33 protein-coding genes, 1 tRNA gene and 1 other annotated feature are annotated in these 26,815 nt (G+C 46.5%); of the genes, 16 read left to right on the top strand and 18 right to left on the bottom strand.

The features are described from left to right. Positions 1-20: 20 nt before the first annotated feature. Complete coding sequence (locus ACQ4M5_RS23710; protein WP_430678155.1) at positions 21-302, top strand: hypothetical protein; 282 nt, start codon at positions 21-23, stop codon at positions 300-302. Here ACQ4M5_RS23710 and coaBC read toward each other — a convergent pair. The 10 genes from coaBC to rplS all read right to left on the bottom strand — a co-directional run bounded on the left by coaBC (position 289) and on the right by rplS (position 6,666). Next, entirely contained in the window at positions 289-1,491 is a 1,203-nt protein-coding gene (coaBC, locus tag ACQ4M5_RS23715; protein ID WP_430678156.1) for a bifunctional phosphopantothenoylcysteine decarboxylase/phosphopantothenate--cysteine ligase CoaBC, read from the bottom strand. The two genes, ACQ4M5_RS23710 and coaBC, sit on opposite strands and share 14 nt — an antisense overlap. 48 nt (positions 1,492-1,539) lie before the next feature. Then, a complete protein-coding gene (locus ACQ4M5_RS23720; protein WP_430678157.1) occupies positions 1,540-2,736 on the bottom strand; it encodes a hypothetical protein in 1,197 nt (398 codons plus the stop codon). Positions 2,737-2,835: 99 nt separating this feature from the next. Further along, a complete protein-coding gene (gene rplL / locus ACQ4M5_RS23725; RefSeq protein WP_430678158.1) occupies positions 2,836-3,231 on the bottom strand; it encodes a 50S ribosomal protein L7/L12 in 396 nt (131 codons plus the stop codon). Between the two features lie 36 nt (positions 3,232-3,267). Then, positions 3,268-3,795: a 50S ribosomal protein L10 gene (rplJ, locus tag ACQ4M5_RS23730; protein WP_430678159.1), complete on the bottom strand. Its 528-nt coding sequence runs from the start codon at positions 3,793-3,795 to the stop codon at positions 3,268-3,270. Positions 3,796-3,830: 35 nt separating this feature from the next. Then, positions 3,831-3,978, bottom strand: a sequence feature (ribosomal protein L10 leader region). Between the two features lie 10 nt (positions 3,979-3,988). Next, positions 3,989-4,705 carry a 50S ribosomal protein L1 gene (gene rplA, locus ACQ4M5_RS23735; protein ID WP_430678160.1) on the bottom strand — a complete coding sequence of 239 codons (717 nt, stop codon included), beginning with the start codon at positions 4,703-4,705 and terminating at the stop codon, positions 3,989-3,991. A 46-nt stretch (positions 4,706-4,751) separates the two neighbouring features. Next, a complete protein-coding gene (rplK, locus tag ACQ4M5_RS23740) occupies positions 4,752-5,177 on the bottom strand; it encodes a 50S ribosomal protein L11 (RefSeq protein WP_068390229.1) in 426 nt (141 codons plus the stop codon). Positions 5,178-5,203: 26 nt separating this feature from the next. After that, on the bottom strand, positions 5,204-5,830 hold the full coding sequence (gene nusG / locus ACQ4M5_RS23745) for a transcription termination/antitermination protein NusG (RefSeq protein ID WP_430678161.1): 627 nt from the start codon (positions 5,828-5,830) through the stop codon (positions 5,204-5,206). Then, entirely contained in the window at positions 5,827-6,039 is a 213-nt protein-coding gene (gene secE, locus ACQ4M5_RS23750; RefSeq protein ID WP_068390234.1) for a preprotein translocase subunit SecE, read from the bottom strand. The genes nusG and secE overlap by 4 nt, the downstream gene beginning before the upstream one ends. 112 nt (positions 6,040-6,151) lie before the next feature. Then, positions 6,152-6,224 (bottom strand) — tRNA-Trp (locus ACQ4M5_RS23755). A 76-nt stretch (positions 6,225-6,300) separates the two neighbouring features. Next, the gene (gene rplS / locus ACQ4M5_RS23760) at positions 6,301-6,666 is read right to left on the bottom strand and encodes a 50S ribosomal protein L19 (RefSeq protein ID WP_430678162.1); all 366 of its coding nucleotides are present in this window, start codon (positions 6,664-6,666) and stop codon (positions 6,301-6,303) included. A 227-nt stretch (positions 6,667-6,893) separates the two neighbouring features. Between rplS and cbiM the strand changes: the two genes are divergently transcribed. From cbiM to ACQ4M5_RS23780, 4 genes are read left to right on the top strand one after another with little or no spacing between them, the layout of a single operon-like run. Beyond that, on the top strand, positions 6,894-7,601 hold the full coding sequence (gene cbiM, locus ACQ4M5_RS23765) for a cobalt transporter CbiM (protein WP_430678163.1): 708 nt from the start codon (positions 6,894-6,896) through the stop codon (positions 7,599-7,601). A 12-nt stretch (positions 7,602-7,613) separates the two neighbouring features. After that, a complete protein-coding gene (locus tag ACQ4M5_RS23770) occupies positions 7,614-7,940 on the top strand; it encodes a PDGLE domain-containing protein (protein ID WP_430678164.1) in 327 nt (108 codons plus the stop codon). Beyond that, the gene (cbiQ, locus tag ACQ4M5_RS23775; protein ID WP_430678165.1) at positions 7,941-8,726 is read left to right on the top strand and encodes a cobalt ECF transporter T component CbiQ; all 786 of its coding nucleotides are present in this window, start codon (positions 7,941-7,943) and stop codon (positions 8,724-8,726) included. Next, on the top strand, positions 8,716-9,486 hold the full coding sequence (locus ACQ4M5_RS23780) for an energy-coupling factor ABC transporter ATP-binding protein (RefSeq protein ID WP_430678166.1): 771 nt from the start codon (positions 8,716-8,718) through the stop codon (positions 9,484-9,486). Before cbiQ ends, ACQ4M5_RS23780 begins: the two co-directional genes overlap by 11 nt. On the opposite strand, the gene ACQ4M5_RS23785 is transcribed toward ACQ4M5_RS23780, so the two are convergent. Continuing rightward, complete coding sequence (locus ACQ4M5_RS23785) at positions 9,471-9,965, bottom strand: glutathione peroxidase (RefSeq protein WP_430678167.1); 495 nt, start codon at positions 9,963-9,965, stop codon at positions 9,471-9,473. The genes ACQ4M5_RS23780 and ACQ4M5_RS23785 overlap by 16 nt on opposite strands. A 172-nt stretch (positions 9,966-10,137) precedes the next feature. Here ACQ4M5_RS23785 and ACQ4M5_RS23790 point away from each other — a divergent pair, with 172 nt between their 5' ends. From ACQ4M5_RS23790 to ACQ4M5_RS23815, 6 genes are all read left to right on the top strand, one after another. Next, positions 10,138-12,903 (top strand): M16 family metallopeptidase, encoded by a 2,766-nt coding sequence (locus ACQ4M5_RS23790; protein WP_430678169.1) that lies wholly within the window; start codon positions 10,138-10,140, stop codon positions 12,901-12,903. A gap of 479 nt (positions 12,904-13,382) precedes the next feature. Then, a complete protein-coding gene (locus ACQ4M5_RS23795) occupies positions 13,383-13,535 on the top strand; it encodes a hypothetical protein (RefSeq protein WP_430678170.1) in 153 nt (50 codons plus the stop codon). A 323-nt stretch (positions 13,536-13,858) separates the two neighbouring features. Then, positions 13,859-14,197, top strand: coding sequence for a phage holin family protein (locus ACQ4M5_RS23800; protein WP_430678171.1), 339 nt, complete (start codon positions 13,859-13,861; stop codon positions 14,195-14,197). 114 nt (positions 14,198-14,311) lie between these two features. Next, a complete protein-coding gene (locus tag ACQ4M5_RS23805) occupies positions 14,312-14,722 on the top strand; it encodes a hypothetical protein (RefSeq protein ID WP_430678172.1) in 411 nt (136 codons plus the stop codon). Positions 14,723-14,863: 141 nt separating this feature from the next. Further along, entirely contained in the window at positions 14,864-15,007 is a 144-nt protein-coding gene (locus tag ACQ4M5_RS23810) for a hypothetical protein (RefSeq protein WP_430678173.1), read from the top strand. Positions 15,008-15,090: 83 nt separating this feature from the next. Continuing rightward, positions 15,091-15,240 carry a hypothetical protein gene (locus ACQ4M5_RS23815; RefSeq protein ID WP_430678174.1) on the top strand — a complete coding sequence of 50 codons (150 nt, stop codon included), beginning with the start codon at positions 15,091-15,093 and terminating at the stop codon, positions 15,238-15,240. Between the two features lie 40 nt (positions 15,241-15,280). On the opposite strand, the gene ACQ4M5_RS23820 is transcribed toward ACQ4M5_RS23815, so the two are convergent. The 3 genes from ACQ4M5_RS23820 to ACQ4M5_RS23830 are packed head-to-tail and all read right to left on the bottom strand — an operon-like array spanning position 15,281 to position 18,153. After that, on the bottom strand, positions 15,281-16,825 hold the full coding sequence (locus ACQ4M5_RS23820) for a hypothetical protein (RefSeq protein WP_430678175.1): 1,545 nt from the start codon (positions 16,823-16,825) through the stop codon (positions 15,281-15,283). A 7-nt stretch (positions 16,826-16,832) separates the two neighbouring features. Then, complete coding sequence (locus ACQ4M5_RS23825) at positions 16,833-17,582, bottom strand: glycosyltransferase family 2 protein (RefSeq protein ID WP_430678176.1); 750 nt, start codon at positions 17,580-17,582, stop codon at positions 16,833-16,835. Further along, positions 17,551-18,153, bottom strand: coding sequence for a class I SAM-dependent methyltransferase (locus ACQ4M5_RS23830; RefSeq protein ID WP_430678177.1), 603 nt, complete (start codon positions 18,151-18,153; stop codon positions 17,551-17,553). Before ACQ4M5_RS23830 ends, ACQ4M5_RS23825 begins: the two co-directional genes overlap by 32 nt. 365 nt (positions 18,154-18,518) lie before the next feature. On the opposite strand from ACQ4M5_RS23830, the gene ACQ4M5_RS23835 reads away from it, so the two are divergent. The 5 genes from ACQ4M5_RS23835 to ACQ4M5_RS23855 all read left to right on the top strand — a co-directional run bounded on the left by ACQ4M5_RS23835 (position 18,519) and on the right by ACQ4M5_RS23855 (position 22,476). Further along, positions 18,519-19,793, top strand: coding sequence for a sensor histidine kinase (locus tag ACQ4M5_RS23835; RefSeq protein ID WP_430678178.1), 1,275 nt, complete (start codon positions 18,519-18,521; stop codon positions 19,791-19,793). Positions 19,794-19,994: 201 nt separating this feature from the next. Further along, positions 19,995-20,597: a hypothetical protein gene (locus tag ACQ4M5_RS23840; protein ID WP_430678179.1), complete on the top strand. Its 603-nt coding sequence runs from the start codon at positions 19,995-19,997 to the stop codon at positions 20,595-20,597. A 5-nt stretch (positions 20,598-20,602) separates the two neighbouring features. Next, positions 20,603-21,034, top strand: a complete 432-nt coding sequence (locus ACQ4M5_RS23845; protein ID WP_430678180.1) for a hypothetical protein — start codon at positions 20,603-20,605, stop codon at positions 21,032-21,034. 61 nt (positions 21,035-21,095) lie between these two features. Beyond that, a complete protein-coding gene (locus tag ACQ4M5_RS23850) occupies positions 21,096-21,656 on the top strand; it encodes a pentapeptide repeat-containing protein (protein ID WP_430678181.1) in 561 nt (186 codons plus the stop codon). 64 nt (positions 21,657-21,720) lie between these two features. Continuing rightward, complete coding sequence (locus ACQ4M5_RS23855) at positions 21,721-22,476, top strand: hypothetical protein (protein WP_430678182.1); 756 nt, start codon at positions 21,721-21,723, stop codon at positions 22,474-22,476. A 276-nt stretch (positions 22,477-22,752) separates the two neighbouring features. Here the strand turns inward: ACQ4M5_RS23855 and ACQ4M5_RS23860 are convergent, their stop codons facing one another. From ACQ4M5_RS23860 to ACQ4M5_RS23875, 4 genes are all read right to left on the bottom strand, one after another. Further along, complete coding sequence (locus ACQ4M5_RS23860; protein WP_430678281.1) at positions 22,753-25,050, bottom strand: HAD-IC family P-type ATPase; 2,298 nt, start codon at positions 25,048-25,050, stop codon at positions 22,753-22,755. A gap of 6 nt (positions 25,051-25,056) precedes the next feature. Further along, positions 25,057-25,461, bottom strand: a complete 405-nt coding sequence (locus ACQ4M5_RS23865; RefSeq protein ID WP_430678184.1) for a cation-transporting P-type ATPase — start codon at positions 25,459-25,461, stop codon at positions 25,057-25,059. A gap of 92 nt (positions 25,462-25,553) precedes the next feature. Beyond that, positions 25,554-25,928, bottom strand: coding sequence for a response regulator (locus ACQ4M5_RS23870; RefSeq protein ID WP_430678185.1), 375 nt, complete (start codon positions 25,926-25,928; stop codon positions 25,554-25,556). 166 nt (positions 25,929-26,094) lie between these two features. Next, the gene (locus ACQ4M5_RS23875) at positions 26,095-26,811 is read right to left on the bottom strand and encodes a response regulator transcription factor (protein WP_430678186.1); all 717 of its coding nucleotides are present in this window, start codon (positions 26,809-26,811) and stop codon (positions 26,095-26,097) included. Positions 26,812-26,815: the final 4 nt, after the last annotated feature.

The following is a 26,815-nucleotide window of genomic DNA, read 5'->3' on the forward strand; positions in this document are numbered from 1 at the left end:
TACTCCGGAACCCTAAATCAATGGATGCAGCTAGATCCCCGCGACGAATCGATTATTTATTGCGTAAGGCGGATTATGTGAACTGGCATCGCCAGCAAAGTAATCGGCAAATCTTACGATCGCAACAAGGATTCAGCGAGGTCGAGTCATCCCGCCCTAAAGCCTGTCGTGGCTGTATAAACTATCACGGAGTTTCGTATGGCTACAGTCGCGATCGACGCACTCCATTAATCTGTGGCTTTCATCCATTCGGTTGGGAAGGTTCTGACTGTCCCGATTGGGAAGCGATTAGCGATTCATAAAATCAAACAGTTGATGAGCAAGTTCTAATTTACTGCAAGACGGAATCGTGAGTTGATGACCCGATCGATCAATAAACACCGCCTGATTCGTATTGCTGCCAAATCCGCTATTCGGTTGATCGACGGGATTTGCCACGATCGCATCTAAGTTTTTTCGCTTCAATTTGTCGATCGCAGGTGTCACATAGTCGCCTGTCTGCGCCGCAAATCCAATCAAAGTCTGATGCGGTTTCTTCAACGTAGATAATTCAGCCACGATATCAGGAATCGACACTAATTCTAATGATTTAGGTAACTGATTTTTCGGAAGTTTAGAATCGCTATAGAGATCAGATCGAACATCACCGACAGCAGCAGACATCACAATATAATCTGCAATACTAAAATTCTCTTTCATCGCTTGCTGCATTTCTGCGGAGCTAGTCACAGGAACGAGACGAATATTTTGAATTGGAGCAAGAAGATGAGCATCAATTGGAGCATGAACGACTGTCACTTGTGCGCCTCGATGTAAAGCAGCTTGAGCGATCGCCACGCCCATTTTCCCAGTTGAAGGATTGCCAATAAACCGCACCGGATCAAAGTGTTCGCGTGTTCCTCCTGCACTGATTAAGATGTTTTTTCCTGCTAAATCTCGCTTTCCATTCGTATGTAACAGCGATCGAATCTGGACTAACAATTCTTCTGGTTCTGCCATCCGCCCGGTTCCAACGCGATCGCAAGCAAGAATTCCAGAACCCGGATCAGCAGAATGATATCGAGAATCAGAAAGCAATTCTTTCCAGTTTCGTTGTGTCGATCGCTGTTCCCACATATCCGTATTCATCGCAGGCGCTAATAATACAGGGCAAGTTGAAGCCAGAACGGTATTTGTGAGTAAATTATCTGCAAGTCCGTAAGCGAGCTTTGCCAAAGTGTTTGCAGTTAAAGGAGCAATCACGAATAAATCAGCCCATTCGCCCAGTTCGATGTGTAAAGGACGCGGATTAGAAGCATCCCAGAATTGTCGATCGACATAAGCTGGATTTCGACTCAAAGTAGCAAACGTCAACGGCGAAACAAATTCCTGAGCAGAATCCGTGAGAATGACTTTTACCTCAACTCCTGCTTTTGCCAATGCTGAGACCACATTGCACACCTTATAAGCTGCAATCCCGCCACTGATGCCGATGAGAACTCGTTTTGCCACAGGTGTCACTTTGAGAGAGTCAGCGCTGATTCTAGCAATCGGAGGGCTTTAATTGCGATTTCTACTCAAATTTTCGTCAGCATAATAGAAAACAGACCGCTCTGGATCACAAATAAGGGTTTGAAGAACATCAGCAGGAGTCTTTGAATTCTTTGCAACTTCCATTCGTACCCAACTCGATTCATGCTGAGAGAGTTGCCTCAATCGTTCAGCCGATATGTTTGGATTGCTGGCTAAGGCGGCACAAATGCGGCGATGCTTTCTTTGAGCAAGAACATTCAGGATTGATATTGGAGTATTCGGATTTTTAGCAACGGCAGCACAGACATGAGGATAGCGATCGCACGATAGCTTCTCTAAAAGCTCAACTGAAAGGGATGGATGACTTGCTGCAACTACACGAACATCTTCATGATGATCCTGAGCAAGCTGTTCTAAGATATCCCTTGGCAAATCTGCTCTCCGCAGTACTTGAATGCGTACTCTTGTTGCAACATCATCAGCAAGTTTTCTGACACACAGAATCGGAGTCCGTGGATTGCTGACTACAGTTGCACGAACGCTCGAATTTGCATCTTCCGCAAGCTGTTCTAAACAGTGAATTGGTGCGTCGAAATGTCTTGCTACATCCTGGCGGACTTGGTAGCTTTTATCCTTTGCGAATCCGACAAGAATATCAGGTGAAAGCTTTTGTCGAAAAATAGCTCGACGAACTTGGACTGCTTGATCTTGAGAAAGGGTTTCTCGACAATGAACGGGTGTATTTGAATTTGCTGCGATCGCACAACGCACGAGGACAGAACGATCTTGACTCAGACGTTCAAGCAGCGATCGAGAAGTATACAGACTATTCGCAAGACTGACTCGAAGTGCTGTGTCGTGATGATTCGCAGCCCAGTTGAGGAAAAAATCAGGAAGTTGTTCTAGCCGAAGAACATCAGGATAGTGCTGGTATAGCTGATATAAAAAATCTTCCTCTCCTAATAGCAATAAGGGCATCACAGGGCTGTTCAGAACTTGTAGCGGAAATATCTGAGCTAACTTCAGCAGTGTTTCTGGGGGAGTATTAGGATTTTGTGCGATCGCGATACAGATTCGACTTTCTAGCAAGTTCTCACTAATTTGATTTGATAGCCAGTAACCCTGAAACCGATTCTGAAGCAAAGCGATCGCGGTTTTCGCCATCTTTTGAAGTTGATCCGGTGGCGTGTTGGGATTGGCTGCGACTTCGAGTGGCAAATCCATAAAGAAATCTATGTTTGATCTTCGCGCTCAGATTACCCAACTTCGATCAAAAAAGGAGCCTCGATCGAGGCTCCCATCATCATCAGAATCAAGCAAGAACTATTTAACCGAGACCTTACCGCCAGCTTCTTCGATCTGTTTCTTGATATCTTCAGCTTCAGCCTTCGCAACACCTTCTTTGATTGCTTTCGGTGCAGCTTCCACGAGGTCTTTCGCTTCTTTCAGACCCAAACCTGTGATACCCCGAACCACTTTCAGAACCGCGATCTTCTTATCAGCCGGAACTTCTTCCAAGACTGCATCAAATTCGGTCTTCTCTTCGACTTCCTCAGCCGCAGCACCGCCGCCAGCACCCGGAGCCATCATCATCATGCCACCAGCCGGAGCCGCAGCACTGACACCAAACGCTTCTTCGATTTGCTTGACGAGTTCAGACGCTTCGAGCAGGGTCAAGCCTTTCAACTTCTCAATAATGTCATCGGTTACAGCAGACATGAAACTAACTCCCTAAATTGAATAGTGTGTAGCAACTTACGCTGCTTCTTTTTCGGACAGTTGTTGGAGCGCTCTTGCCAAACCAGACGGTACTTCGTTGATACCGACTGCCAGTTGAGTCGCAACACCGTTGATGGCTCCAGCGATTTGTGCAATGAGTTGCTCTTTCGACGGCAGATCAGCAATTGCTTTTAGATCCGCTTCTTTAAGAACTCGCCCATCCATCACGCCGCCACGCATCTCGGTCTTTTTCGATGCCTTTTGGAACTCTTGATAAGCCTTGATTGCACCACCGAGATCGTCTTTGACCATGACAAACGCGGAATCACCTTTCAGCAATTCGCTCACAGCTTCCCAACGATCGTCGCCTTCGGTTGCTTTTGCCATAAAGGTGTTTTTCGCCACTTGGCAAACGGCACCTTTCGGACGCAAGCGATTTCTCAAATCTGAGATCTCCGCAACAGACAAACCACTGTAATTGATGATGAACATCAACTGTGTTTCGCTCAACGTTTCTTTCAGATCAGCAACAATCTCTTTCTTGCTTGCTAACGTTCTTCCCACTCTTTCTCACCTCCTGATTTGGGATGTATGAGAATATCCAAAAACAAAAAACTCGACTTTGTTAGGAGCCGAGTTCGCATGATTTCTTTAAAACACAATGAATGTGTCTTGAAAAATCAAACCTCGGCAGGACATTAAGTGAAAACTCACACCCGCTGTCTTTGGTTTGGATATTCAGTTGAAAAACTTTTGTCTAGGCGGCATCTCCAACCTTAAGGTCACGTAATGCATTGATATCGACCTCGATCGAAGGTCCCATCGTTGACGAGACATACATTGTACGCCAGTATCGTCCTTTTGCGCCAGAGGGTCGATTTCGATCGATCGTTTCTTGTAGCGCTTTCAGGTTGGTGAGCAAATCTTCAGCGGAGAAGCCAGCTTTCCCAAACAGCACGTGAACGATTCCGGTACGATCTGCCCGGAATTCGAGCTTACCTGCTTTGAATTCTGCGATCGCTTGCGCCAAGTCAAAGGTCACGGTTCCGCCCTTCGGAGAGGGCATCAAACCACGCGGACCCAATACTCGACCCAGCTTCGCCACTTGCGGCATCACATCAGGAGTCGCAATCAACAAATCGAAATCCATCCGTCCTTTTTGGATTTCATCGATCAGCTCTTCCGATCCTGCAATGTCAGCACCCGCATTGGTCGCTGCGGTCACGTTTTCACCTCGTGCAATTACCGCAACTCGGACTTCTTGCCCGGTTCCCTTCGGCAGTGCAACCGTGGTTCTTAACTGTTGGTCGCTGTACTTTGGATCAATACCGAGACGGATGTGAGCTTCTGCGGATTCGGGAAATTTCGCCGTTGCAGTCTCTTTCAGCAGTTCCAAGGCTTCCATCGGAGTGTAAGCCTTATCTTGAACTTTGGCACGTAATTCTCTCGTGCGCTTTGATAGTTTCTTTACCATGTGTCTCCTGGGGTAATCGCGAGAAAGTCTCTCCCCCGAATAAAGGTTAGTCGGTGACAGTTACGCCCATGTTACGAGCGGTTCCTTCGATGATTTTCATTGCTGCTTCAATGTCGTTTGCATTGAGGTCAGGCAACTTGGTTTTAGCGATGTCTTCCAATTGAGAGCGGGAGATTTTACCCACTTTCTTTTTGTTCGGCTCACCAGAACCCGTTTCAATTCCAGCCGCTTTTGCAATCAGTTTTGATGCAGGCGGGGTTTTGAGAATGAATGTGAAACTGCGGTCTTCGTAAACTGAGATTTCTACAGGAACCACCATGCCCGCTTGGTCTGCGGTTCTGGCGTTGTATTCCTTGCAGAACATCATGATATTGACCCCGTGCTGACCGAGCGCAGGTCCGATCGGCGGCGCAGGGTTCGCCTTGCCAGCATTAATCGCCAGCTTGATCACTGCGGTTACTTTTTTTGCCATCGATTCTTGACTTTACTGAAAGTCGGTTAAATTTTCTCTACTTGATTTACTTCAAGTTCAACCGGGGTTTCTCGCCCAAAGATTGACAGAAGTGCTTTGAGCTTGTTCCGCTCTGGGCTGACTTCGATCACTTCACCTTCAAAGTCCTTAAACGGACCTGAAAGCACTGTAATCTTGTCGCCCGTTGCCATGTCGATTTTTCTGACTGGCTCCTGCTCTTGGGACTGCTTGAAGATGCGTTCCACTTCTCCATGTCCCAACGGCATTGGTTTGACGTGACCGCGCCCACGACCGTAACGGCGCTTCTGTTCCGCGCCGACGAAGTTGATCACGTTGGGAGTATTCTTAATCACCTGCCACGTTTCGTCGTCCATCACCATTTTCACGAGGACGTATCCAGGAAACACTTTCTCAGCCGATTCCTTGGCTCGTCCGTCTTTCTGGTGCTTCAGAATCGGCGTTTCGGGGATTTGAACTTCCAAAATTCGGTTCGCGACATCAAGCGTTTCGATGCGCTGCTCTAAATTCATTTTGACGCGCTTTTCGCAACCCGATGCTACCTGAACGGCATACCAGCGGGCGCTTTTTGACAACACCGCTTCCTGGTTGTCGTCTGTGCGATCGTTTTGAGTTTCGTCTGAAGTGTATGTCATCCGAACACCTTCACTTGTGCCCAATGAAAGAGTTGATCGACGAGGTAAATCGTGGTTGCGGAGAGCGTCACCATCAAAATTACCGAAATGGATTCACCGATCAGTTGTTGTCGGCTGGGCCAAACGACTTTATCGAGTTCTTCTTTGGTTTCTTTCGCGAACTCGTTCGGGTTGAATCCTGATTTTTTGACCTCTTCTGTCTTTGCCACCGCTCTTGCTCCCAAAATTGCGCTCGACCGAATTCTTATGATAAAGACTTTTCTCGATCGCGGCACACGATCCGATCAAAATCCCTATACATGCAAAATCAGAGTAATTCAGCGCGCCCTGGAGGACTTGAACCCCCGACATCAGGTTTTGGAGACCTGCGTTCTACCAACTGAACTAAGAGCGCATACGCTGAACGACTCTGATTGCGTTCTGTATCTAGTTTATCAGGAGTTGTCCACTTGCGTGTAAAACCTGAAAAACTAAGTCAAGGGACGATCGAAACGTTGTTTCAAGCGAGTTGCCTTACCTACACGATCGCGGAGGTAATACAATTTCGCCCGACGTACTTTTGCCCGACGAATCACTTTGATGCTCTCAATGCGCGGAGAGTGAATGAGGAACACTCGCTCAACTCCGACACCTTGAAACACACGCCGCACTGTGATGTTTTGGGTAATGCCAGCACTACCTTTGGCAATCACAACACCTTCATAGGGCTGCGTCCGTTCCTTGTCACCCTCTTGAATGATCACGCCGACGCGAACCGTATCCCCGATATAGATCGTGGGGATAGTGTCTTTCAGTTGTTCCGCTTCGATCGAGCGGATGATTTCTTGCGCTTTCATAAAGGGCGTTAAAACTCACAATCGCGTATCGTAGCGCACGAGTGTGTATTTTGTCTATATAAATTTCCAAAATTCTTTTACAAAAACGCTCGAATCTTAAGTCAGGCTTAAATTCCGCCAGTTATGCCCCTACCTAGGATTGAATTCTGAGAGATACATCAACTCTACTAAACATTTAGAACCCACGACTTGACACGCTTCAAGGTTGTCTCTTTTAGGATGAATCTATGATCTTTTTTCCACATCATTTGGCGCTGCACATTCCAGATGGTTTTCTAAATTTGCCTGTAACGTTGCTGACTTGGATATTTGCGATCGGACTAATTGCCATAAGTCTCAATCGCGTCCAGGCTGAATATCAAGAGCGAACAGTGCCCCTGATGGGAGTTTGTGCTGCCTTTGTTTTTGCGGCTCAGATGATTAATTTCCCGATTCCTGGCGGAACTTCAGGACATTTACTCGGTGGAACATTAGCAGGCGTATTGCTTGGTCCTTGGGCGGGATCATTGGTAATGACCGTGGTGTTTATTGTCCAAGCATTGCTGTTTCAAGATGGTGGAATTACCGCTTTAGGAGCCAACATCTTCAACATGGGATTGATCGGAACCTTTGGCGGGTACTACTTGTATCGATCGATCCGCAATATGCTTGGACGGGATTCATCTAAATCGATTTTGACTGCATCGGCGATCGCGGCTTGGATCAGTGTGATGGTTGCAGCGATTGTGTGTGCTTTTCAGCTTGCAATTTCGGGAGCCGTGCCGTTGCCTGTAGCGCTGATTGCGATGGGATTTTGGCACCTGATGATTGGAATTGGTGAAGCCTTAATCACAGTATTGGCGTTGAGCTACATTCTGAAAACTCGTCCTGACATGATTTACAGAGCGCCTCGTTCTGTTGTTCAGGAACTTCCTCGATCGTACTCTTCGCACTAAGGATGATTGGTCATGACACAAGCTCAACAAACTCGAAATCGCGCTTTTGTTATTTCTGGGTTAGGAATTGCGCTGCTAGTTGCAGTATTTCTGTCTCCATTCGCGAGTTCCAATCCAGATGGACTCGATCGCGTTGCTCAAGACCACGGATTTGAAAAGAAAGCGGCGGAAGAGCCGATCGCACACAGGTTGCCGTTCTATCAAATGTTTGAGGAATACCAATTGCGGGGAGTTCCAGAGCAAATTGCCACTCCCGCAGCAGGTCTAGTCGGAACATTAGTCACCTTTGGGTTAGCTTGGGGTGCTGGGAAAATTCTTGTACGCAATCGTGAGCAATAGATGATTTTGTTGCATATTGGCGCACTTCATCTCGCCGATGCTGAGGAGAAAAAAACTGCTTGGCATCGGTTAACCCCTCGATCGCGGGTTTTATGTGCGTTGTTATTAGTTTTTGCGATCGCGCTGACTCCCAATGGTCGGTGGTGGACTTGGGCAATTTATGGAACTGCGATCGCGCTGATTGTTTTAGCGAGTCGCGTTCAATTATCTGTTCTCTTAAAGCGAGTTGCTGTTGAATTTGTTTTTATTGGCGTAGTCATCCTTGGTACGTTGTTTCGAGGTGGCGGTGATGTTTTATTTCAATGGGGTTGGATACAAATTACAACTGAGGGTTTAACGATTCTCGGTAGTGTTGCGCTTAAAGCATTTTTATCGTTACTGATTCTAAATACTTTAGTTTTAACGACTTCGATTCCGGCATTGCTTCATGCGTTGGCAGCTTTGAGAATGCCACCGTTACTCGTTGCGATTCTGGCATCAATGTACCGATATATTTCTGTGTTGGGTGATGAATTCGCATCAATGCAAAAAGCGGCTCGATCGCGCAATTTGATGAGTAATCCAAAACGCCAGAGAATCATCATTGGCAATATGTTTGGTTCATTGTTCATTCGCACTTATGAACGGGGCGATCGAGTGCATCAAGCCATGTTAGCGAGAGGATATCAAGGTTTACCTCCGATGGCAGAAGTTCAGAAAGGCGGACGACGCGATATTTTAGCGTTGACGTTGACGATCGCAGTTTTATTGTTCGGTCAGGCACTGTATTTGTTTCATGCACCATAATCCGATCGAGATTTACAATCTCTCTTATGCTTACCCAGACGGTACTCAAGCACTGAATGGGGTAACTGTCTCAATTCGTGCGGCGGAGCGAGTCGCTTTAGTTGGCGCGAATGGCTCTGGTAAATCCACTTTACTGATGCACTTTAACGGCTTGATCACGCCGCAAGTGGGTCAAGTGATTGCAGGTGAACTTCCAGTCGAAACTCAAAATCTCAAACAGATTCGTAACTTTGTCGGGTTAGTGTTTCAGAATCCGGATGATCAATTGTTCATGCCGACAGTTTGGGAGGATATTACCTTTGGTCCACTGAATCAAGGCGTGACCGGACAAGCATTAACCCATCGAGCCATTCATGCCATGCGCTGTGTTGGACTTGATCCGGATGCGTATGGATCTCGAAGTGCAAATGGTTTATCAGGTGGGGAGAAGAAAAGAGTCGCGATCGCGGGAGTTCTCGCCATGCAGCCTCAAGTTCTCGTATTGGATGAACCTTCAGCGCAGTTAGATCCGCGATCGCGTCGTCAGTTGATTGAGTTACTCGATACGCTGCCGCTGACACAATTGATCGCAACGCATGATTTAGATTTAGCTCTAGAATTATGCGATCGAACCATTGTTCTCAGCAAAGGGCGAATTGTGTTTGATGGTGCAACTGAGAGAATTATGAGCGATCCAGAACTACTCACTCAACACTCATTAGAGCCGCCATTAAGTTACAGTCGCCCTTACTGTCAGCTTGAAGATTACAACAAAGCTTGAATGTCTTTCTCAATGTCTTCAGGCTTGGTTGTGGAAGGATAGCGTTTTACGACCTTTCCAGAGCGATCGACTAAGAACTTCGTAAAGTTCCATTTGATGCCTTCTGTACCAAAAATTCCAGGGGCAGATTTCGTCAAATATTTGAACAACGGATGTGCATTGGCTCCATTCACATCGATTTTTTCAAACAATGGAAAGGTCACACCAAAGCGCATTTCACAGAATGATTGAATCTCGTTTGCGCTTCCGGGTTCTTGCTGTCCAAATTGATTGCAAGGAAATCCTAAAACTTCAAAGCCTTGATCCTTGTATTTGTTATAAACCGACTGTAAACCTTGATACTGAGGTGTAAATCCGCATTGACTTGCAGTATTCACAATCAAAAGCACTTTATCTTTAAAGGTGCTGAGTGAAGTGGGTTGACCTTCGAGACTATTTGCCGAAAAGTCGTAGATAGATGGCGATTGTGTTGTAGTCATAACCATTGATGTGAAACTACAACTCTTAGTTTACATTTCTTTACGGCATTGTATTGATAAACCATTGTTCAGATCGATCGCACTTCTTAGCGCTAGAGTGGAACTTGCCTGAAATTTTTGGGTCAACACTGCACAGACCGAATATTTCCTATCATCATAGGCAAGTTTTCCTATGTCTCTTCTGAAATTTCTTCGGCAACATCGTCTTGCCAGCTTCCTCTTTGCGCTCTGTCTCGGTACTGTTCTTCTCTCGAATTCAGTACCGTTGATCCAATCCGCGTCGGCTGCTGCTCCGATCGCTGCAATCACAACGACAGACAGTGTTCGCAAAACAGTTCTCGATAATGGATTAACAGTTCTGACCAAAGAAGTTCCGACAGCTCCGGTGGTGACGGTGCAGGTTTGGTATCGAATTGGATCGCGAAATGAAGCTCAAGGAGTGAACGGCATCGCGCATCAACTAGAGCACATGATGTTCAAAGGAACCAGCGATCGACCCATCCAATTCGGTCGCCTGTTCAATGCTTTGGGCAGTCGATCGAATGCTTTTGTAACCTACGATCAGACCGCTTATTTTGGCACAGTTGCGCGGGATAAATTACCCGCTATGCTTGCACTCGAAGCTGATCGGATGCAGAATGCGCTGATCAATTCTGATTCACTCCCAAGCGAAAAGCGAGTCGTGATCTCAGAATTGCAAGGGTATGAAAATAGTCCCGATTATCGGCTCGATCGGGCTGTAAGGCGGGCGGCGTTTCCGAATTCTCCCTACGGTTTACCGATCGGCGGAACAAAAGCTGATGTCGAAAAGTTTGAAGTCGAGCAAGTTCGCAACTATTACCGCGACTATTACAGCCCGGACAATGCCACTCTGATTCTGGTCGGCGACTTCAAAACAGAGCCAACTTTGCAGCAGGTCATAGAACTCTTTAGTAAAGTACCGAAGAAAGAAAAGGCAAACCCTGTTGCTGAGAAGCCAACTTCAACCCCTGCAACCTCTGCAAAGCCAACTCAGCCGATCGTACTTCGCGAACCCGGTAGCGCTCCCTTGCTCAGTGAGGTTTATCCGTTACCGAATGTGACTCACCCTGATGTTCCAGCCCTGCACGTTCTAGATCTCGTTCTGACTGAGGGACGCAGTTCTCGACTGTATCAGGCGTTAGTGGAAACAGGTTTGGTAAGTGGATTTAGTGGTAATCCCTCTAATATGATTTCGGGTGGATGGTATGACCTTTCGGCGATCGCTGCTCCGAATCAAGACTTGAATAAAGTAAGCCAAACGATTCAAGCAGTATTGGCAGATGTTCGATCGAAAGGGGTAACGAAAGAAGAACTCGATCGCGCTAAAACCCAGCTAAAATCCTCGGTTCTTCTTCAAAACCGGGATATTACCAGTCAAGCGCAGCAACTTGGATTCGACCAGACGACCGCAGGCGATTACAAATTTACCGATCGCTTTTTGGCAAATGTCGATCGAGTGACTTCTGCCGATTTGCAGCGAGTCGCCAAAACGTACTTTAGTTCTGACAAAGCTACGATCGGCTTTTTCCAACCCACAGCAATTGATGAAAAAGCTGGCGGTGCTGTGGGAACAGGTCAAACCGCTGAGAAATTCAGTGCAGGTCCGCCTGTTGATCCGGCTCAAGTGGCAAAATACTTGCCTGCGGTGCAATCGAGCGATCGAGCAACCCAAGCTTTACCAGAAAGATACGTTTTGCCAAATGGCTTGAAAGTGCTGCTGATGCGCGATACCAGCACCCCAACGGTTTCGCTCACTGCTACGATGCAAGCAGGGTCAGAATTTGACTCGAATGCGAAAGCTGGACTGGCAAGATTGACGGCAGAAAACTTAACGAACGGGACAAAAACGAAAGATGCACTAACTCTGGCGAAAACGCTGGAAGATCGCGGCATCAATTTCGGGATTGATACCAACCGTGAAACTGTCTTGGTGGAGGCGAATGCGCTTTCTGAACATCTTCCGATTTTGGTTCAGACAATGGCAGATGTGGCACAAAATGCAACCTTCCCCGATCGAGAACTTGAACTGTCACGTGCTCGATCGCTGACCGCTCTCAAAGTTCAATTGGATGATCCGGCGGTTCTTGCTCGTCGCGTCTTCCAGCAAACCATTTATCCAGAAAATCATCCGTTCCACAGCTTCCCAACTGAATCCAGCCTAAAAGCGATTCAGCGTCAGGATTTGGTCAATTTTTACCAAACGCACTACCGACCGGATGCGACGATCATTTCTCTCGTTGGTGATTTCGATCCAACTCAAGTCAAAGCGCTGATCGAAAAAGAACTCGGCGGCTGGAAAGCGACCGGAAAAGCTCCAAGTCTAACCTTCCCACCCGTTTCCGCTCCAACTTCGACCGTGCGCCGTTATGCTCCGATTCCTGGCAAAACGCAGTCAGTCACGTTCATCGGATCATCGGGTATCGATCGACGAGATTCACGCTTCTATAATGCTTCGGTGATGAATCAAATCCTTGGAGGCGATACGTTATCGAGCCGATTGGGGGCAGAAGTGCGCGATCGACAAGGCTTGACTTATGGCATCTCCAGCCGCTTCCAAGCGGGAAATCGTCCGGGTCCATTCGTGATTGCAATGCAAACTGCGCCCGAAGATGCCGATAAAGCGATCGCAAGTACGGTTAAACTTCTGGAGCAAATTCGCGCTAAAGGTGTGAGTACCACAGAAGTCACGACCGCACAGCGATCGATTACCAGCAGCTATCCAGTCGATTTGGCAAACCCGGATCAACTTTCCTCAGTCGTACTGATGAACGAGTTGTATGGGTTGAATCCGACTGAACTGAGACAGTATCCGGCTCAAATCAACGCTGTGACACCTGCACAAGTGAACGAAGCCGCTCAAGAACTGATTCGTCCTGAACAGTTGATTATTGTGACGGCAGGACCGCCTAAAGCGTAGAACCTCGCTGCAAAAATTAATACCAAATTAAACGGAGAAGATATAGCAATCCTAAGTGAGTTGTGAAGTCGGGAGGGTTGTGGAGAAGTAGGGAGTGGGGAGTGGGGTGTTGCTCCCGTTTTGATTCCTGACTCCCTACTCCCTACCCCTCACTCTTTCTGATGTTCACGACTCAAATAGGATCGCCATAGCAGATGACTTAAACTTAAAGAGGAGTTGTTCAAGGTTGTTGCAAGGGTGGCTCTTACATCGGTTGAAGTCAAAGAAAGCCTAGAAGCGTGAGCCGTCCATCTGAAGCAAGCCAAACCCCCAAAAGAACAGGAGCGACTGCAAGTTTTCTACTGGCTGAAACAGGATAATCCACCCAGCATTTTGGCGGTAGCTTCGCTTCACAGAACGTGTCCGCATCCGCGATTGGGAAACATTGAAACAGGCTGCGAACCGGGTTGATGCAATACCGAAGCGGAGGAGCGGAAGCGATGCTTTCCATGGAGACATCACCGGGGGGAGTGCGAGTGATTCGACAAGGGGCGGAAGACGCATTAGCCAAGCGACTGCAAGATCGAGAACCTGGCTTTGCAAGTGATGGGGCAGTGCAGCAAAGGATAACTCAGATCTTGCACCATTCCTGATAAGACCTTTTTCTGAGCATTTCAGAGATCGCACTACCACACGCCAGACTGAAAGTCCGGGGCGGATGAATGCAACGAACAAGGTTCTTGAAATATCACTTGTTAAGACTGGTGCAAGATCTGAGATAAGCTTGCTAGACAAGTCATAGAATGTTAGAAGGTGCGTTCGCCTCAAGATGTCTGATGAAAGTAGGATTGCTCCTCTAGCTAAAGAGAGAGAGCACTGAACAACGAATTGGCTAGAAGCTGTCACTTTTGAGTCACAATTTGCCGTGACTCTGAAGAAAGTTAATGTGCAAATGTAAAGCTTAAAGGAGGTTTCGATGGCTGATATTCTCCTGACTTGGTTAGTAACCACTGTTAGCTTTCTGATTATCTCGCGGCTTCCAATCGGTGTAGAGATTAGTAGCGTTAGTCGAGCAGCAATTGCTGCGGCTGTTTTTGGCTTACTGAATGCGATATTGCGACCTGTTCTAGTCTTTTTTGGCTTTCCCTTTATTGTGATTACTTTGGGATTGTTTTTGTTTGTTCTCAATGCAGTTATCTTTGCGATCGCAGCCGCGATCGTGAATGGTTTTCATCTGAAATATGGCATTTGGAGCGCTTTGCTCGGTTCGATCGCGCTATCCATCATTAACTCCATTCTTCTTTCATTCATCTAAATTGACTATGAGAAATTACTTGCAACTGTTCATTGCTTAACAGCCGAACCCGCTTGCTATTTTGCCATCTCTAACTCCAAGTCAATTTCTCATACAGCGATCGAGAGGTGGTGCATGAGAAACTTATTGATGCACAGTCCGATCGTCGTTGCCTTGTGTTGGATTATTGCCTTTCTGTTTTTCACTGTTCTACCGCTGCTCGTTCTGCTCATCTATCCACCTCCTGCGGGACGAGGATTTTGGCTAGAATTCTCAGTTGCATTGGGCTTTATTGGACTAGCACTAACAGCGCTGCAATTTGCGCTCACGACTCGTGTGAATCGTATTGAAGCCTCTTATGGAATTGACGACTTGGTTCTGGCATTTCATCGCTATACTTCGTTTAGGGAACTATTTGGAATTGTTCTGGAAAGCAGTCTTGTGGTCAGCGATCGCGCTCGTTTCACTCTGGCTGATTATCTATATTCGCTTTGTCATTCACTTTGTCAAACCCTGGCTGATGATCAAGAAACCGTTTTTGGTTGAAGCAGTCAAGCCAGAACGCGGTGATGTTTGGGCATTAGCACTTTGACCGATTGGGCATGATGGCTTTCGGTTTCAACCGGGTCAATTTGCTTGGATCACGTTCAATATTACACCGATCTGAAAACCCAATTGGATCTAACTGTGATTCACGTCCTACGAGAACCACCAGAAGGCTGGGAAGGGGAAACTGGATATGTGGACAAAAATTGCTCGATCGTTATATTCCTGCTTGTCGTGGAACTCGTCACTACTTTGTGCATCACCCAAGATGATGGAGCAGGTTGAACGAGCATTGCATGATCTGAATGTCCCTGTGACAAATGTGCATTTAGAGCATTACAACCTTGCTTGAAACAACGGAGAATATTATGCGTTACAACATCATGCTGCAACTTGTGAGTTTTCTCACGGTCATTTTGGTGAGCGCGGCTGCTTTTTTCGCCTGGATACAGAATCGCCCTACCACTGAACAAAGAGGAAGTCTGTTGCAAGATCAGACTGAACGAATCAAAGTTTAATTGTTCTTGCTGACTAATTGGGGAAATATTAGCTTGAGTGTTACTCATCACTTGACTGATTAATGATGTGATAGGGAGCGATTCTATATCCTGCAAGCTCTTGAGCAGGTTCTTGTCGTTTTAAGCGTTGACCAAATTGCTCGATTTCGTCTGGAAACGTTTCCAACCAATCGCGATCGACAAGGTAAATTACAGGAGATGCAAGCACCGCTTTCGCACAGCGCCAACACCGAAAAAAGCTTTGATCGTGGGGAGTACAATTCAAACGTTCAGGAGCGACAATACACAGAAGATAAGATGCCCAGTACTCTCCAATGAACCCTGCTTCTCCCAATGTTGCAAAGGGTTGGAGCATTGAAAGTCTGGATTGGGGTTTCGCGATCGCGTACACATATCCTGGTAAACTCAAACTTCCCAGTAATGCTGTCAGAACAATCAGTGCTGTCACTCGACGGAGAGCAGCTTTATGAATGAGAGGTCGTTGAAGATTGTCGAAGATTAGTAGCGCAGATAACCAGCAGAAAACATAAATAGCAATGAAATAGCGAGGCGGCGTTTCTTGGATAAAAGTCCAGCGAGAAAGCAAAATTAGAATAAAAGTGCCGATCGCGCTCAGGAGCAAAAACGGAATCCACTCAATGAAGTTGGCATCATGCTGCCGGAGTTGCAAACCGTATCGAGTCAGAATCACGACTAGCACGAAAACAGCGATCGCATACAAACTGAGAGAAGGATTACCCGCTTGAAATAGAAGTGTACCGCCAACCGTAGTGATTATCGATCGTACAATGTGTGCGATGATATCTAACCCATTGATCGCTAGCATTCCGTAGTTCTCCTCACGCTGAGAAGCCGTAGATTTTGCATAAGCTAAAAATGCAACTCCTAAAAGCAACGCAATAGAGATAAGGGTATATTGTAAATTCTTGCGTAGGAATTCCAGAACTGCTTGATGTCGCGATTTGGCTTGATTAGAGAGTTGGAAGTGCTGCAAAAATGTTTTAGCAAATAATGCGATCGCTAACATCAGCGGGACAAGTGAGAGATCCGAAACCCAGACGCTAAGAATGAGACTTGCGAGAATGATCAGATTCAGAACTAGCTTCGCCCTCTTGTTTGATTCGGGAAGAATTCGCGATCGATTTGTAGCGGCAAATGCAATTCCCAATAAAGCAAGCTGTGGTGCATACGGATGGGCTACTTCAACCAGTTTCAGGAAAGGCGCTGGTGGTAAAAACCAAATTAGCGCGAAAGTCACTTTGGAAGTCGTCTTCCTCAAGGCACTCGTGAAGCAAAGAAACCCCACAATCAGGAAAGCATATTGCACGTAAGACACCGCTTCGATCGGAGTTAGCGGCAAAACATTTAAAAGCCAGTGACTTAGAATCGGAAGTAAGCTGCCTAATCGATCTTGCCCCCAGTAGTACAGATCTTCAGGAAGCTGTAAATCATACGCCATCAATACATGAACCGCTTGATCAGCATCAAAATCAGGAGCGAGAAACCCAGCAAACGCTCGGAAAGACAGAATAAAAATGAATACGATCGAAGTCCCAGATACCACTGAGCTAAGTTTGTCAGTCATCTTTGTTTTACCAGGCTTTTGATTTCAAAGCATTACTCAAGACGGGTGAAGTTTTCGACCTGGGTTGCTGAGAGAACAAATTGTATTTCAAAATGCAGAAAAGCGCTCGAACTCCATCTTTCCAGCCGATCTTCTTGCCTTCCTGATAGGTTCGTCCATAGTATGAAATTCCCACTTCATAGATTCGGCATCCGGTCTGAGCAACCTTTGCAGTAATTTCTGGTTCAAATCCAAATCGATTTTCTTCGATGGTGATGGACTGAATAATTTCTCGACGGAAAGCCTTGTAGCAGGTTTCCATGTCGGTCAAGTTAATGTTCGTCAACATATTCGAGAGCAACGTTAACCCACGATTGACAACCATGTGCCAGAAGTAAACGACGCGATGGGGTTGTCCACCCATGAATCGAGAACCGAACACTACATCTGCTTTACCCTCGATAATCGGTTTTAAGACGATCGAGAAATCTTGAGGGTCGTATTCTAAGTCTGCATCCTGAACAATCACAACATCACCTGTTGCTGCTGCAAATCCTGTCCGTAAAGCAGCCCCTTTACCTTGGTTGCTAGTGTGATAGATGACGTGATCCACTCTGGGTTCGATCGTGCGTTGTAAAAGGCTTCTAGTGCCATCCGTTGAACCATCATCGACCACAATAACTTCAATGGATTCAACGGGCGATGCTTGCACCGCTTCTACAACTTTAGCGATCGTATTGCGTTCATTAAAACAAGGAATCACAACGGATAGTTTCATTGCTTTGCTCGCTCCGTTTTGTTACTAAACAAAAGTTGTTCATGCCAAATTGAAAGTACTGATGCTGGAACGATTGAAATGGAACATTCTCCAGCATGACCTTATGCAAAGTTTGTCGATCGTAGTATCGCTTATGATCTCGAATTTCTGCTTCATCCACGACCTTGAGCCGATATGCTAAAAATTCCAGTACAGGTTGCGCCCAGACAGACGGCACAGTAAGAATTAACCTGCCCGAATCTTTGAGAACCCGGTAAATCTCCTGCAAAATCGGCGCTTCATGCTCAATATGCTCTAATACCGCCAACATTGTCACGATATCAAAACATCGATCAGGGAAAGGTAAACTCTGATCAAGCTTGCAGGGAATCGTTTCGATGTTTTCAACCTTAGCTTGAGAAACTTTGAAGTCAATTCCAACGCCGTGCTTAATTCGAGGTGCGATCGCATTCAATAAGGCTGCTGATCGACCGCAGCCGATATCCAGCACTTTAGCATTGGATGGAATTTGAGAGATAACTCGCCGTAGTCGTAACCGTCTCAAGAGCGGCTCTAACAATACTTCAGACATAATAGTAAAAAAGATTGAATCCAAACAAGCCAATATTAAACTGAAGCTGAATGACCTTACGTAGCACGCTTGTTTAATCTCAAGAGAATAGTTCTCTACTACTGCCGAAACATCAGGCTAAAGACGGATTCTCAATCAGAAAAACAGACGCTTTCTACTGCTCAAGAAGAGTTATTAGCTACGATACTAGAAAACATTCATGCTAGTTCACAACTCGGTAGCGAGTTAGTCTTCTCACTCCTTGTACGGGCAGTTCAATCTCTTGCGCGACCATCGCCTCAATACGCTCAATGCAGTAGAGTGGATCGAAACTGTGTATGGGATGGGCTATTGCATGATTCCAAAAGAGTAGGATTTGCACCACTATGTTTACCCGCAGTCGTCGTAATCTTGCTGGCTGGTTTACGCTTTCGATGGGAAGTATTCTAGTTGCATTTGCAGGTTTCCGTTACTATCTGACAGCGATCGAGCGGCTACGAAATTTAGACCAACTGCTGTACAAAGAAGCGCAAGTCGTTGCAGCAACCGTGCAGTACAAACGCCAGAATCGACGAGAACAAGTTGATTTAAACAATGTGCCTTATCTTGGCAATTTGCCATTTCCGCCTAATAGCGATGCGGTCTATGTTCGTTGGTACGATGTTCGTGGAGAATTGCAGCAGTTTTTTGGCATAGCGGCGATTGAACCTTTAGGAGAAGTTCCAGAGTTTCAAACGCTGACAATCGCAGCAGGAATTCTAGAGAGTCAACCTGTGTTAGTTCGTCAGGTCACACTACCTGTTCAGTATCGAGAGCAACTGATCGGCTATCTTCAAATTGCAGTTCCACTGACCTTGGTAGAACGCGAGCTTCAGGAAGACTTGCTGATCTCTTTGATCTGTATCTTGGTTGCCTTGGTTGTGATTGCGATCGCAGGATGGACATTAGGAGGGTTAGCGATGCAACCGATTCAATCTGCTTATGATCACTTACAGCGATTTACAGCCGATGCTTCTCACGAGTTACGCAGTCCTCTAGCCGCAATTTTAAGTAACGCTCAAACCGGGCTACTTGCACCAATGGATGCAGGAGAGCGCAAACATCAACGACTGGAAAAGGTTGCCAAAATTGCGAAATCAATGACCGAATTAATTAGCAGTTTGCTTTTTCTAGCACGTCGCTCCGGACAGCTTGCCCTTGAAGAATTGCAGCCGCTCGACTTAGTTGATGTTTTATGTGAAGTGATCAATCAACAAACCATTCAGACGGCTGCTCAATCCGTCACTTTAACGCTAAACACGCCTGAGCAAGCCGTTATCGTTCGTGCCGATCGAGACCTCTTGCAGCAAGCGATCGCCAATTTAGTCACGAATGCGTGTAAATATACGCCTGCGGGTGGACAAGTGGATGTGCAGCTATTTACTCAATTTCGGCAAGCAGTGATCCAAGTGGAAGACACCGGAATTGGGATTTCAGAGGCTGATTTACCTCACATTTTCGATCGCTTCTATCGAGCGAACCAATCCCGCTCTAAAGAATCTGGAGGAACTGGATTAGGACTTGCGATCGCTCAACAAATTCTTACCGCCCATCGGGGAACTTTAACCGTCCAAAGCGTTGTAGGAAAAGGTTCTATCTTTCGGATGACTCTACCCCGTTAAACTCGATGCTCGTCTCATTCCGTAGAAGTATATTGCTCTACCAGATTGTTTTGTCACTTTCGAGTCACATTTGCGGTTGATGCTAAGAATACTGAAGCTGAATTCTAATGAGCTACAACTCAGATCAAAGCCTACTAAGACTTTAATTTGGGTTTCTCTTCATTCTGATCACTTATTTCGACTACCCAAGAAGATTCAATCATGAGCACAAAATTTTACAAGCAAGCTTTTTCACTTCTAGGTTTTACAGCAGCTATCGTTGGACTGAGCAGCTTACCCGCACAAGCGCAAACTGCTACCCCTTCGGGAACGGCGGTTGACTTGCAAGCTGAATCCACAACTAGCCCAACCCAATCTTCTACGATCGCTCAAGGGATTTCTCCAGGACGTGCAACTCGCGCAGGTTCTAGCTATGTTGGCATCGGCGGCAACATTGGTATTGGAGGTAATTCTGCTTTAGGGCGAGGCAACTTTAGCGCCTTTAGCAAGGTGGGGTTAACTAATAATCTTTCTGCTCGTCCTGGTGTGGTCATCGGGAATAACACCACGTTTCTCATTCCGTTAACCGTCGATTTTCCAGTTTCGGCAGTAGATGGGGGTGGACGGGTGAGTGCAGCACCTTATATTGGTGCGGGTGCAGCCGTTACCGTTGGCTCTGATAGTCGTAGTCGTGTGCGCCCAATGGTTACAGGCGGGGTTGATGTCCCATTAACGCCAGAACTTACAGCAACAGCGGGTGTGAATGCTGCCTTTAGCGGCAGAACGGATGTAGGTGTACTGCTTGGGGTTGGATATAACTTTTAGTCATCTTGCTGGAACAGTTAGACGATGATCACGATCAAGAAAATCGAGGATTTACGATGAAGTATGTTCTATTGTTTATGGCGGCTGTGATTACGCTTCCGATTGCAACGCAGCCAGCGATCGCCCAAACTCGATCGCCAAGCATTCAACCGCTAGGCGTTCAAAACCTGAATGATGCTCGTTTGACTAAGGTGCATGGGCGGGTTGCTCAAGTGAATGGCAGTCAGTTCACTCTAAATTCTAATGTCGGACAACTGATCGTCAGCAAGACGCAGGCTATCAATCTTCGACCCAATGAGCCTGTGACCGTCACTGGAACTCCAAACCCACAATCTAGAGTTTTTAATGCTTATTCGATTACCCGCTCAGATGGAACGAATATTGTTTTCAATTCTGACGGAGCCTCAGTGCAACGCCTCTTAGACTACCTCAATTAGCTCTCAGAAAATGCTCGAACGAGTTGAGAGCAGTAATAGGCAACCATTTAGCTGGAAGACAATGAAACCTTTACCAACTCTAATTTTTTGGACAACTGCAACCGCTTTTCTTACCCTCGCTGCAAGTTGTACTCCCAATTCACAATCTCGCACGATCTCTCAACCTCTACAAGCCGAACCATCGACGATTCAGGAAGCGCAGCCGTCAAGCCAAACGACTCCGCCTGTAGTTTCTCAAGCTCCAGGACAAACAAACTCACCAAACGTGCAACGCTTATTAACAACGAAACAATGTCCGGGTTGTGATTTACGAGGGGCAAATTTGCAAGGAGCAGATTTAGATAAAGCAAATTTGCAGAATGCAAATCTTCAGGGCGCGAACTTATATCGAGCAGATTTAGCAGAAGCCAATTTACAAGGCGCGAACCTGCAAAACGCGAATTTGATTGATGCAGATTTAGAAAAAGCAAACCTACAACAAAGTAACCTTCAGAATGCAAGCTTACAGCGAGCCGATCTCGAAGACGCGAATCTTCAAGGTGCTTCAGTTCAAGGTGCAAACTTCCAGGGAGCCGATCTCGAAGATGCCATCCTACCCGCAGGCGTAATTCGCGATCGGTAATAGGACTCGTAAAGCATACTGGCGCAGATGGGGACTGTATCTGAGCGATCGACAATGGGGAACCGTGCGCGAAGACCATAGCGCGGATGGTTCGGTTTGGGATCATTTTCCTCATGAACAAGCGCGATCGCGAGCTTATCGCTGGGGCGAGGATGGTATTGCCGGAATTTCGGATAACCATCAGCGATTGTGTTTTGCGATCGCGCTTTGGAATGAGACTGATCCAATTCTTAAAGAGCGCTTATTCGGCTTAACGGGACCCGAAGGGAATCATGGCGAAGATGTCAATGAGTACTATTTCTACTTAGACAATACGCCAAGCCATGCTTACATGAAGTACCTCTACAAGTATCCGCACTCCGCATTCCCTTACGAGCAACTCGTACAGGAGAATCAACGGCGTGGATACCATGAGCCAGAGTTTGAACTAGCAGATACCGGAGTGTTTGATGGCGATCGCTATTTTGATATCTATGTCGAGTATGCAAAGGCAACCGATGAAGATATCTTAGTTCAGATCACAGCGATCAATCGCGGTTCAGAGCAAAAAACGTTACATCTATTGCCTACTCTCTGGTTTCGTAACACTTGGTCGTGGGGGCAAGAGAGCCAAAAGCCGCAGTTAAAACAATGCGAGAACAATCAATCGGTCAGTGTTATGGAAGCATCGCATCCAACATTAGGAAATCGTTGGCTGTACTGTCAACCCTCTGGAACATTGCTTTTTACTGAGAATGAAACGAATTACGATCGAGCCTTTGGGGTACAAAATTCGTCGCCTTACGTCAAAGACGGAATCAACAGCGGTCTGGGAGCGTAATTCGGAGTTCTTAGCCCAGTTTAGTGGGCTTCCCACGATTAGCCCGGAGATTCATTTCCGGGCGGGTGAACGCGATAAAAGATTACTTCTCAAACACCCTCTTAAGCCTCCAGAATTGGGGGTTTGGGGGCGACTCTAAGGATGTCCTAATCTAAACTTCTACTGCTATAGAACAATATGCCAGAGGGATCAGGCATTCAATTTAATGTTCTGCCTTTAATCGCGAATCGCAATTCTCATCGGTTTGGTAGGGCTATTCATCAAACGCCGCTAGAATCAATCAAATCGGTCAATTCGATTGACCAAGAGCGCAACAGGAATCATCGGCAAGGCTGGCAATAAGCAGATCAACCATTGATCCAGATTCAGCGGAGCAGTTCCAAACAAAGTATTCATCAAGCTCCACTGACTAAAGATCACCTGTAAAACAATCGCGCTTGCAACTCCAAAAATAATTGCGCGAGTCTCCTCAAAGGTAGTCGTTCGTCTACCGCGCAGTGTATTAACGATCGCAGTTCCCAATTGACTAATGCTCAATAGATAAACAATTCTACCTGCAACTAAAGCTTGAATTGCCATTGTTCGCGCTAACGGTACATTACCCGTACTCTGACGCACCCACTCAAACATTCCAAAGATGAGAATCCAGTTAAACACAGAGATCGCTAAGATTCTGTAGACTAATGTTCGAGACAGTAGAGGTTCGCGAGGATTGCGAGGAGAGCGCTGCATTACCCCCTCAGACTTTGGATCAAAGGCTAATGGAACCGTCATCGCGATCGAGTTCACCATATTGAGCCATAACACTTGTAGCGATAGAATCGGTAACTCTCGCGCCAACAAAGCACTAATTAAGATCGTCATCGATTCGCCGCCATTGACTGGGAGAATAAACGCGATCGCTTTTCTCAAATTCTGATAAACGGTTCGACCTTCTTCGACTGCCGCTTCGATCGAGGCAAAGTTATCATCCGTTAGCAACATATCTGCGGCTTCGCGTGCAACATCGGTTCCAGTTCCGCCCATTGCAATCCCAATATCTGCTTTTCTCAAAGCTGGCGCATCATTCACACCATCTCCGGTCATCGCAACGACTTCACCTTTTCGCTGTAATGCTTCGACCAAGCGCAATTTCTGAGCCGGAGCAACACGAGCAAATACTGAACTATCTTCAACCATTTGAGATAGTTCAGTATCATTCATCTGGGCGAGTTGTTGTCCATTGCAGGCATTTCGATCAGCATTACGGAGTCCGATTCGTTTCGCGATCGCGCTTGCGGTTGTGACATGATCGCCTGTGATCATCTTCACCTGAATTCCAGCCGATTGACAAGAACGCACTGCCTCGATCGCTTCTGCTCTGGGCGGATCAATCATGCCTTGCAATCCCAGAAAGACTAATCCTTGCTCGATATCAGCATGATCGATCGATTGCTGAGACTTTGAGACTGATTTCTTCGCAAATGCCAACACGCGCAAACCTTTTTTCGCCATTGTTTCGACTTCTTGAGCGATCGCGCCTTGATCGATCTTCTGTCCTTCAAAGTCTTGCTGACAGCGGGGAAGAATCGCTTCTACGGAACCTTTCACATAGATAATGTGTATGTTTTCAGGTGCATCGTGCAAAGTTGCCATGTATTGATACTGCGACTCAAACGGAATCGAATCAATTCGAGGAAATGACTGAGTAATCAATGCAGGACGCACATCTGCTTTGTTTGCAGCAGCGATCAAAGCTCCTTCTGTTGGATCACCGATTACTAGCCATCGACCGTGATCTTCCTCTAAATGCGAATCATTACACGCGAGTCCAGCAATCAAACAGTCTTGCAAAGCAGGAATATTCTGAACAACTTCTCCAACCGCGTTCGTGATCTCACCCTTGGGACTGTATCCGGTTCCGCTCACTTGATAGCGTTCACCGCCTGCATAGATAGCTTGCACAGTCATTTGGTTTTCAGTCAGCGTTCCGGTTTTATCTGAGCAAATCACCGTCGCACTTCCTAAAGTTTCAACCGCAGGCAGTTTTCGCACGATCGCGTGTCGTCGTGCCATGCGATTCACCCCGATCGCTAAGGTCACTGTCACAACCGCAGGCAATCCTTCAGGAATTGCACTCACAGCTAATGCGACTGCTGCTTCAAACATTCCTGCTAAAGATTGCCCCTGACCGACTCCCACCGCTAAAGTTAATGCTGCTAAAGCTAAAATGATGTAGAGCAACGTATGGCTAAATTTAGCAAACTTACGAGTCAAAGGCGTACTCAGATCGGTTTGCTGATCCAGCGATCGAGAAATTTGCCCAACTTCGGTATCATTCGCAGTCGCGACCACAATTCCGCTGCCTTGTCCAAAGGTGACAAAGCTACCTGCATAAGCCATATTGAGCCGTTCAGCTAAAGGAGTTTGTGGCTGTAACGGTGCAGTGAGCTTCTCGACTGGAACTGATTCTCCGGTTAAAGCGGATTCATCGATTTGTAAGTTTCGCACCGTTAATAAGCGCAAATCTGCTGGAACTTTATCACCAGAAGTTAAGAGAACTAGATCGCCTGGAACAATCTCCTGAGACTGAATTCGCTGTTATTGTCCGTTCCGAATCACCGTCGCTTCAGTGGTGACTGCTTTCGCAAGAGCTGCGATCGCGCCTTCTGCTTTCGATTCCTGCACAAACCCAATAATCGCGTTAATGATGGTTACACCCCAGATCACAGCCGCATTCGTCCACGATCCGAGAAATGCTTTAATTGCTCCCGCCACAATGAGAATATAGAGCAAGGCTTGATTAAACTGAAGTACAAATCTCAACCAAGCAGGCTTTCCAGGTTTAACGGTGAGTTCATTCAACCCGTACCGATCTTGATTACGGCGCACTTGTTCAAGAGACAATCCTACTTTCACGTCACTGTCAAACTGTCCAACGACTTCTGAAGCCGTTAGCTCATAATGAGGGCGAGATGAGGACTGGGAAATTGCTGTCGAAGTCATAGTTCTAGTCCTGCAACATAGTGCAATGTAGTGGTCTTCTAGCAGGAGGGAATTCAGCTACACATCTTCTAAATGGAGCAAAAAATTGATGTCTAAACTTTAGAACTTTGTGCAAGCTGTTGAGCGATCGCTTTCAGCATTTCTGCTGGATAGAACGGTTTTGTGATGTAAACTGCGTTGAGCTTGCGAACAATCCAGCGATAGCTCTCCTCGTCTGCACTCGTACAGATAATGACAGGCAATGATGCCGTTGCACTATCTAGCCTGAGTTGTCGTAAGACCTCCAGCCCGTTGAGTCCAGGCATATCGATGTCTGAAATAACCAAATCCGGTTGGTGTTCTTTAATTTTAGTCAATCCTGAATATCCGTCTGCTGCACAATCGACTTCATAGCCTTGTGGAATTAAGACACTGCACAGCAAATCCTGACTCAGAATATTGTCTTCTAACACAAGAATTTTGATCATTGTCGGCAATCAATAAACAGAAAGAATTCCCGACCCTTCGGAGGACACTCAAGAGCCGGGACAGGGTGAGAAATTTAAGGAATCAGAAACCGTGAAACGGGCAGACGCATTGCTCGGAGCGTTTTCTAGTCAGTGTTTAATTGATCTAATTAGTATCACAGAATGATTAGAAAACTGGGGGCAGATCGGAGGGATTTCGGGGGGATTCATCAAGCTGCTTCATGCGATAGCCTAAACCATGTACTGTTTCGATTAGATCGCCCGGTGCGCCAGCGTTTCGTAGTTTTTGTCTCAGGGTTCGGATGTGCGTTTTCACGGCTTCTTCAGTGGGAGATTCATCGATCGACCAAAGCCGATCAATTATTCCGGGTCTGCTCAGAACTTTCCGACCGTTCGCCAGCAATAGTTCTAGCAGTGCATGTTCTTTTCGAGTCAAATTGAGCCGTTGTTCGTCATACCTCACTTCATAAGTGGTTGGATCAAGGCTTAAGCTTCCCCAACTGAGTTTTGGGCGAACTGTTGTACCGCCGCGTCTGAGCAATGCTCGAATTTGTGCCATCAACTCTTCCAGGTCAAACGGCTTCACCATGTAAGCATCCGCACCCGCATCCAGTCCAATGACCTTATCTGCGATCGTATCTCGCGCTGTTAACATTAATACCGGAATGGAGGTATTACGATCGCGCAACTGCTGACAAAATCGAATCCCGTCCATCTTGGGCAATGTGATATCTAACAGTACGAGATCAAATTCTGTCATCTCAACCCAATGCCAAGCCGCTTCGCCATCCTGCGCCACATCGACCGTATACTGACGATTTGTAAGCGCTTCCGTCAACATATCTGCGATTTGAATGTCATCTTCTACAATTAAAATTCGCATAGTG

The organism is Leptolyngbya sp. AN10, from assembly GCF_050565645.1.
In the GTDB taxonomy this organism is placed as follows: domain Bacteria; phylum Cyanobacteriota; class Cyanobacteriia; order Leptolyngbyales; family Leptolyngbyaceae; genus Leptolyngbya.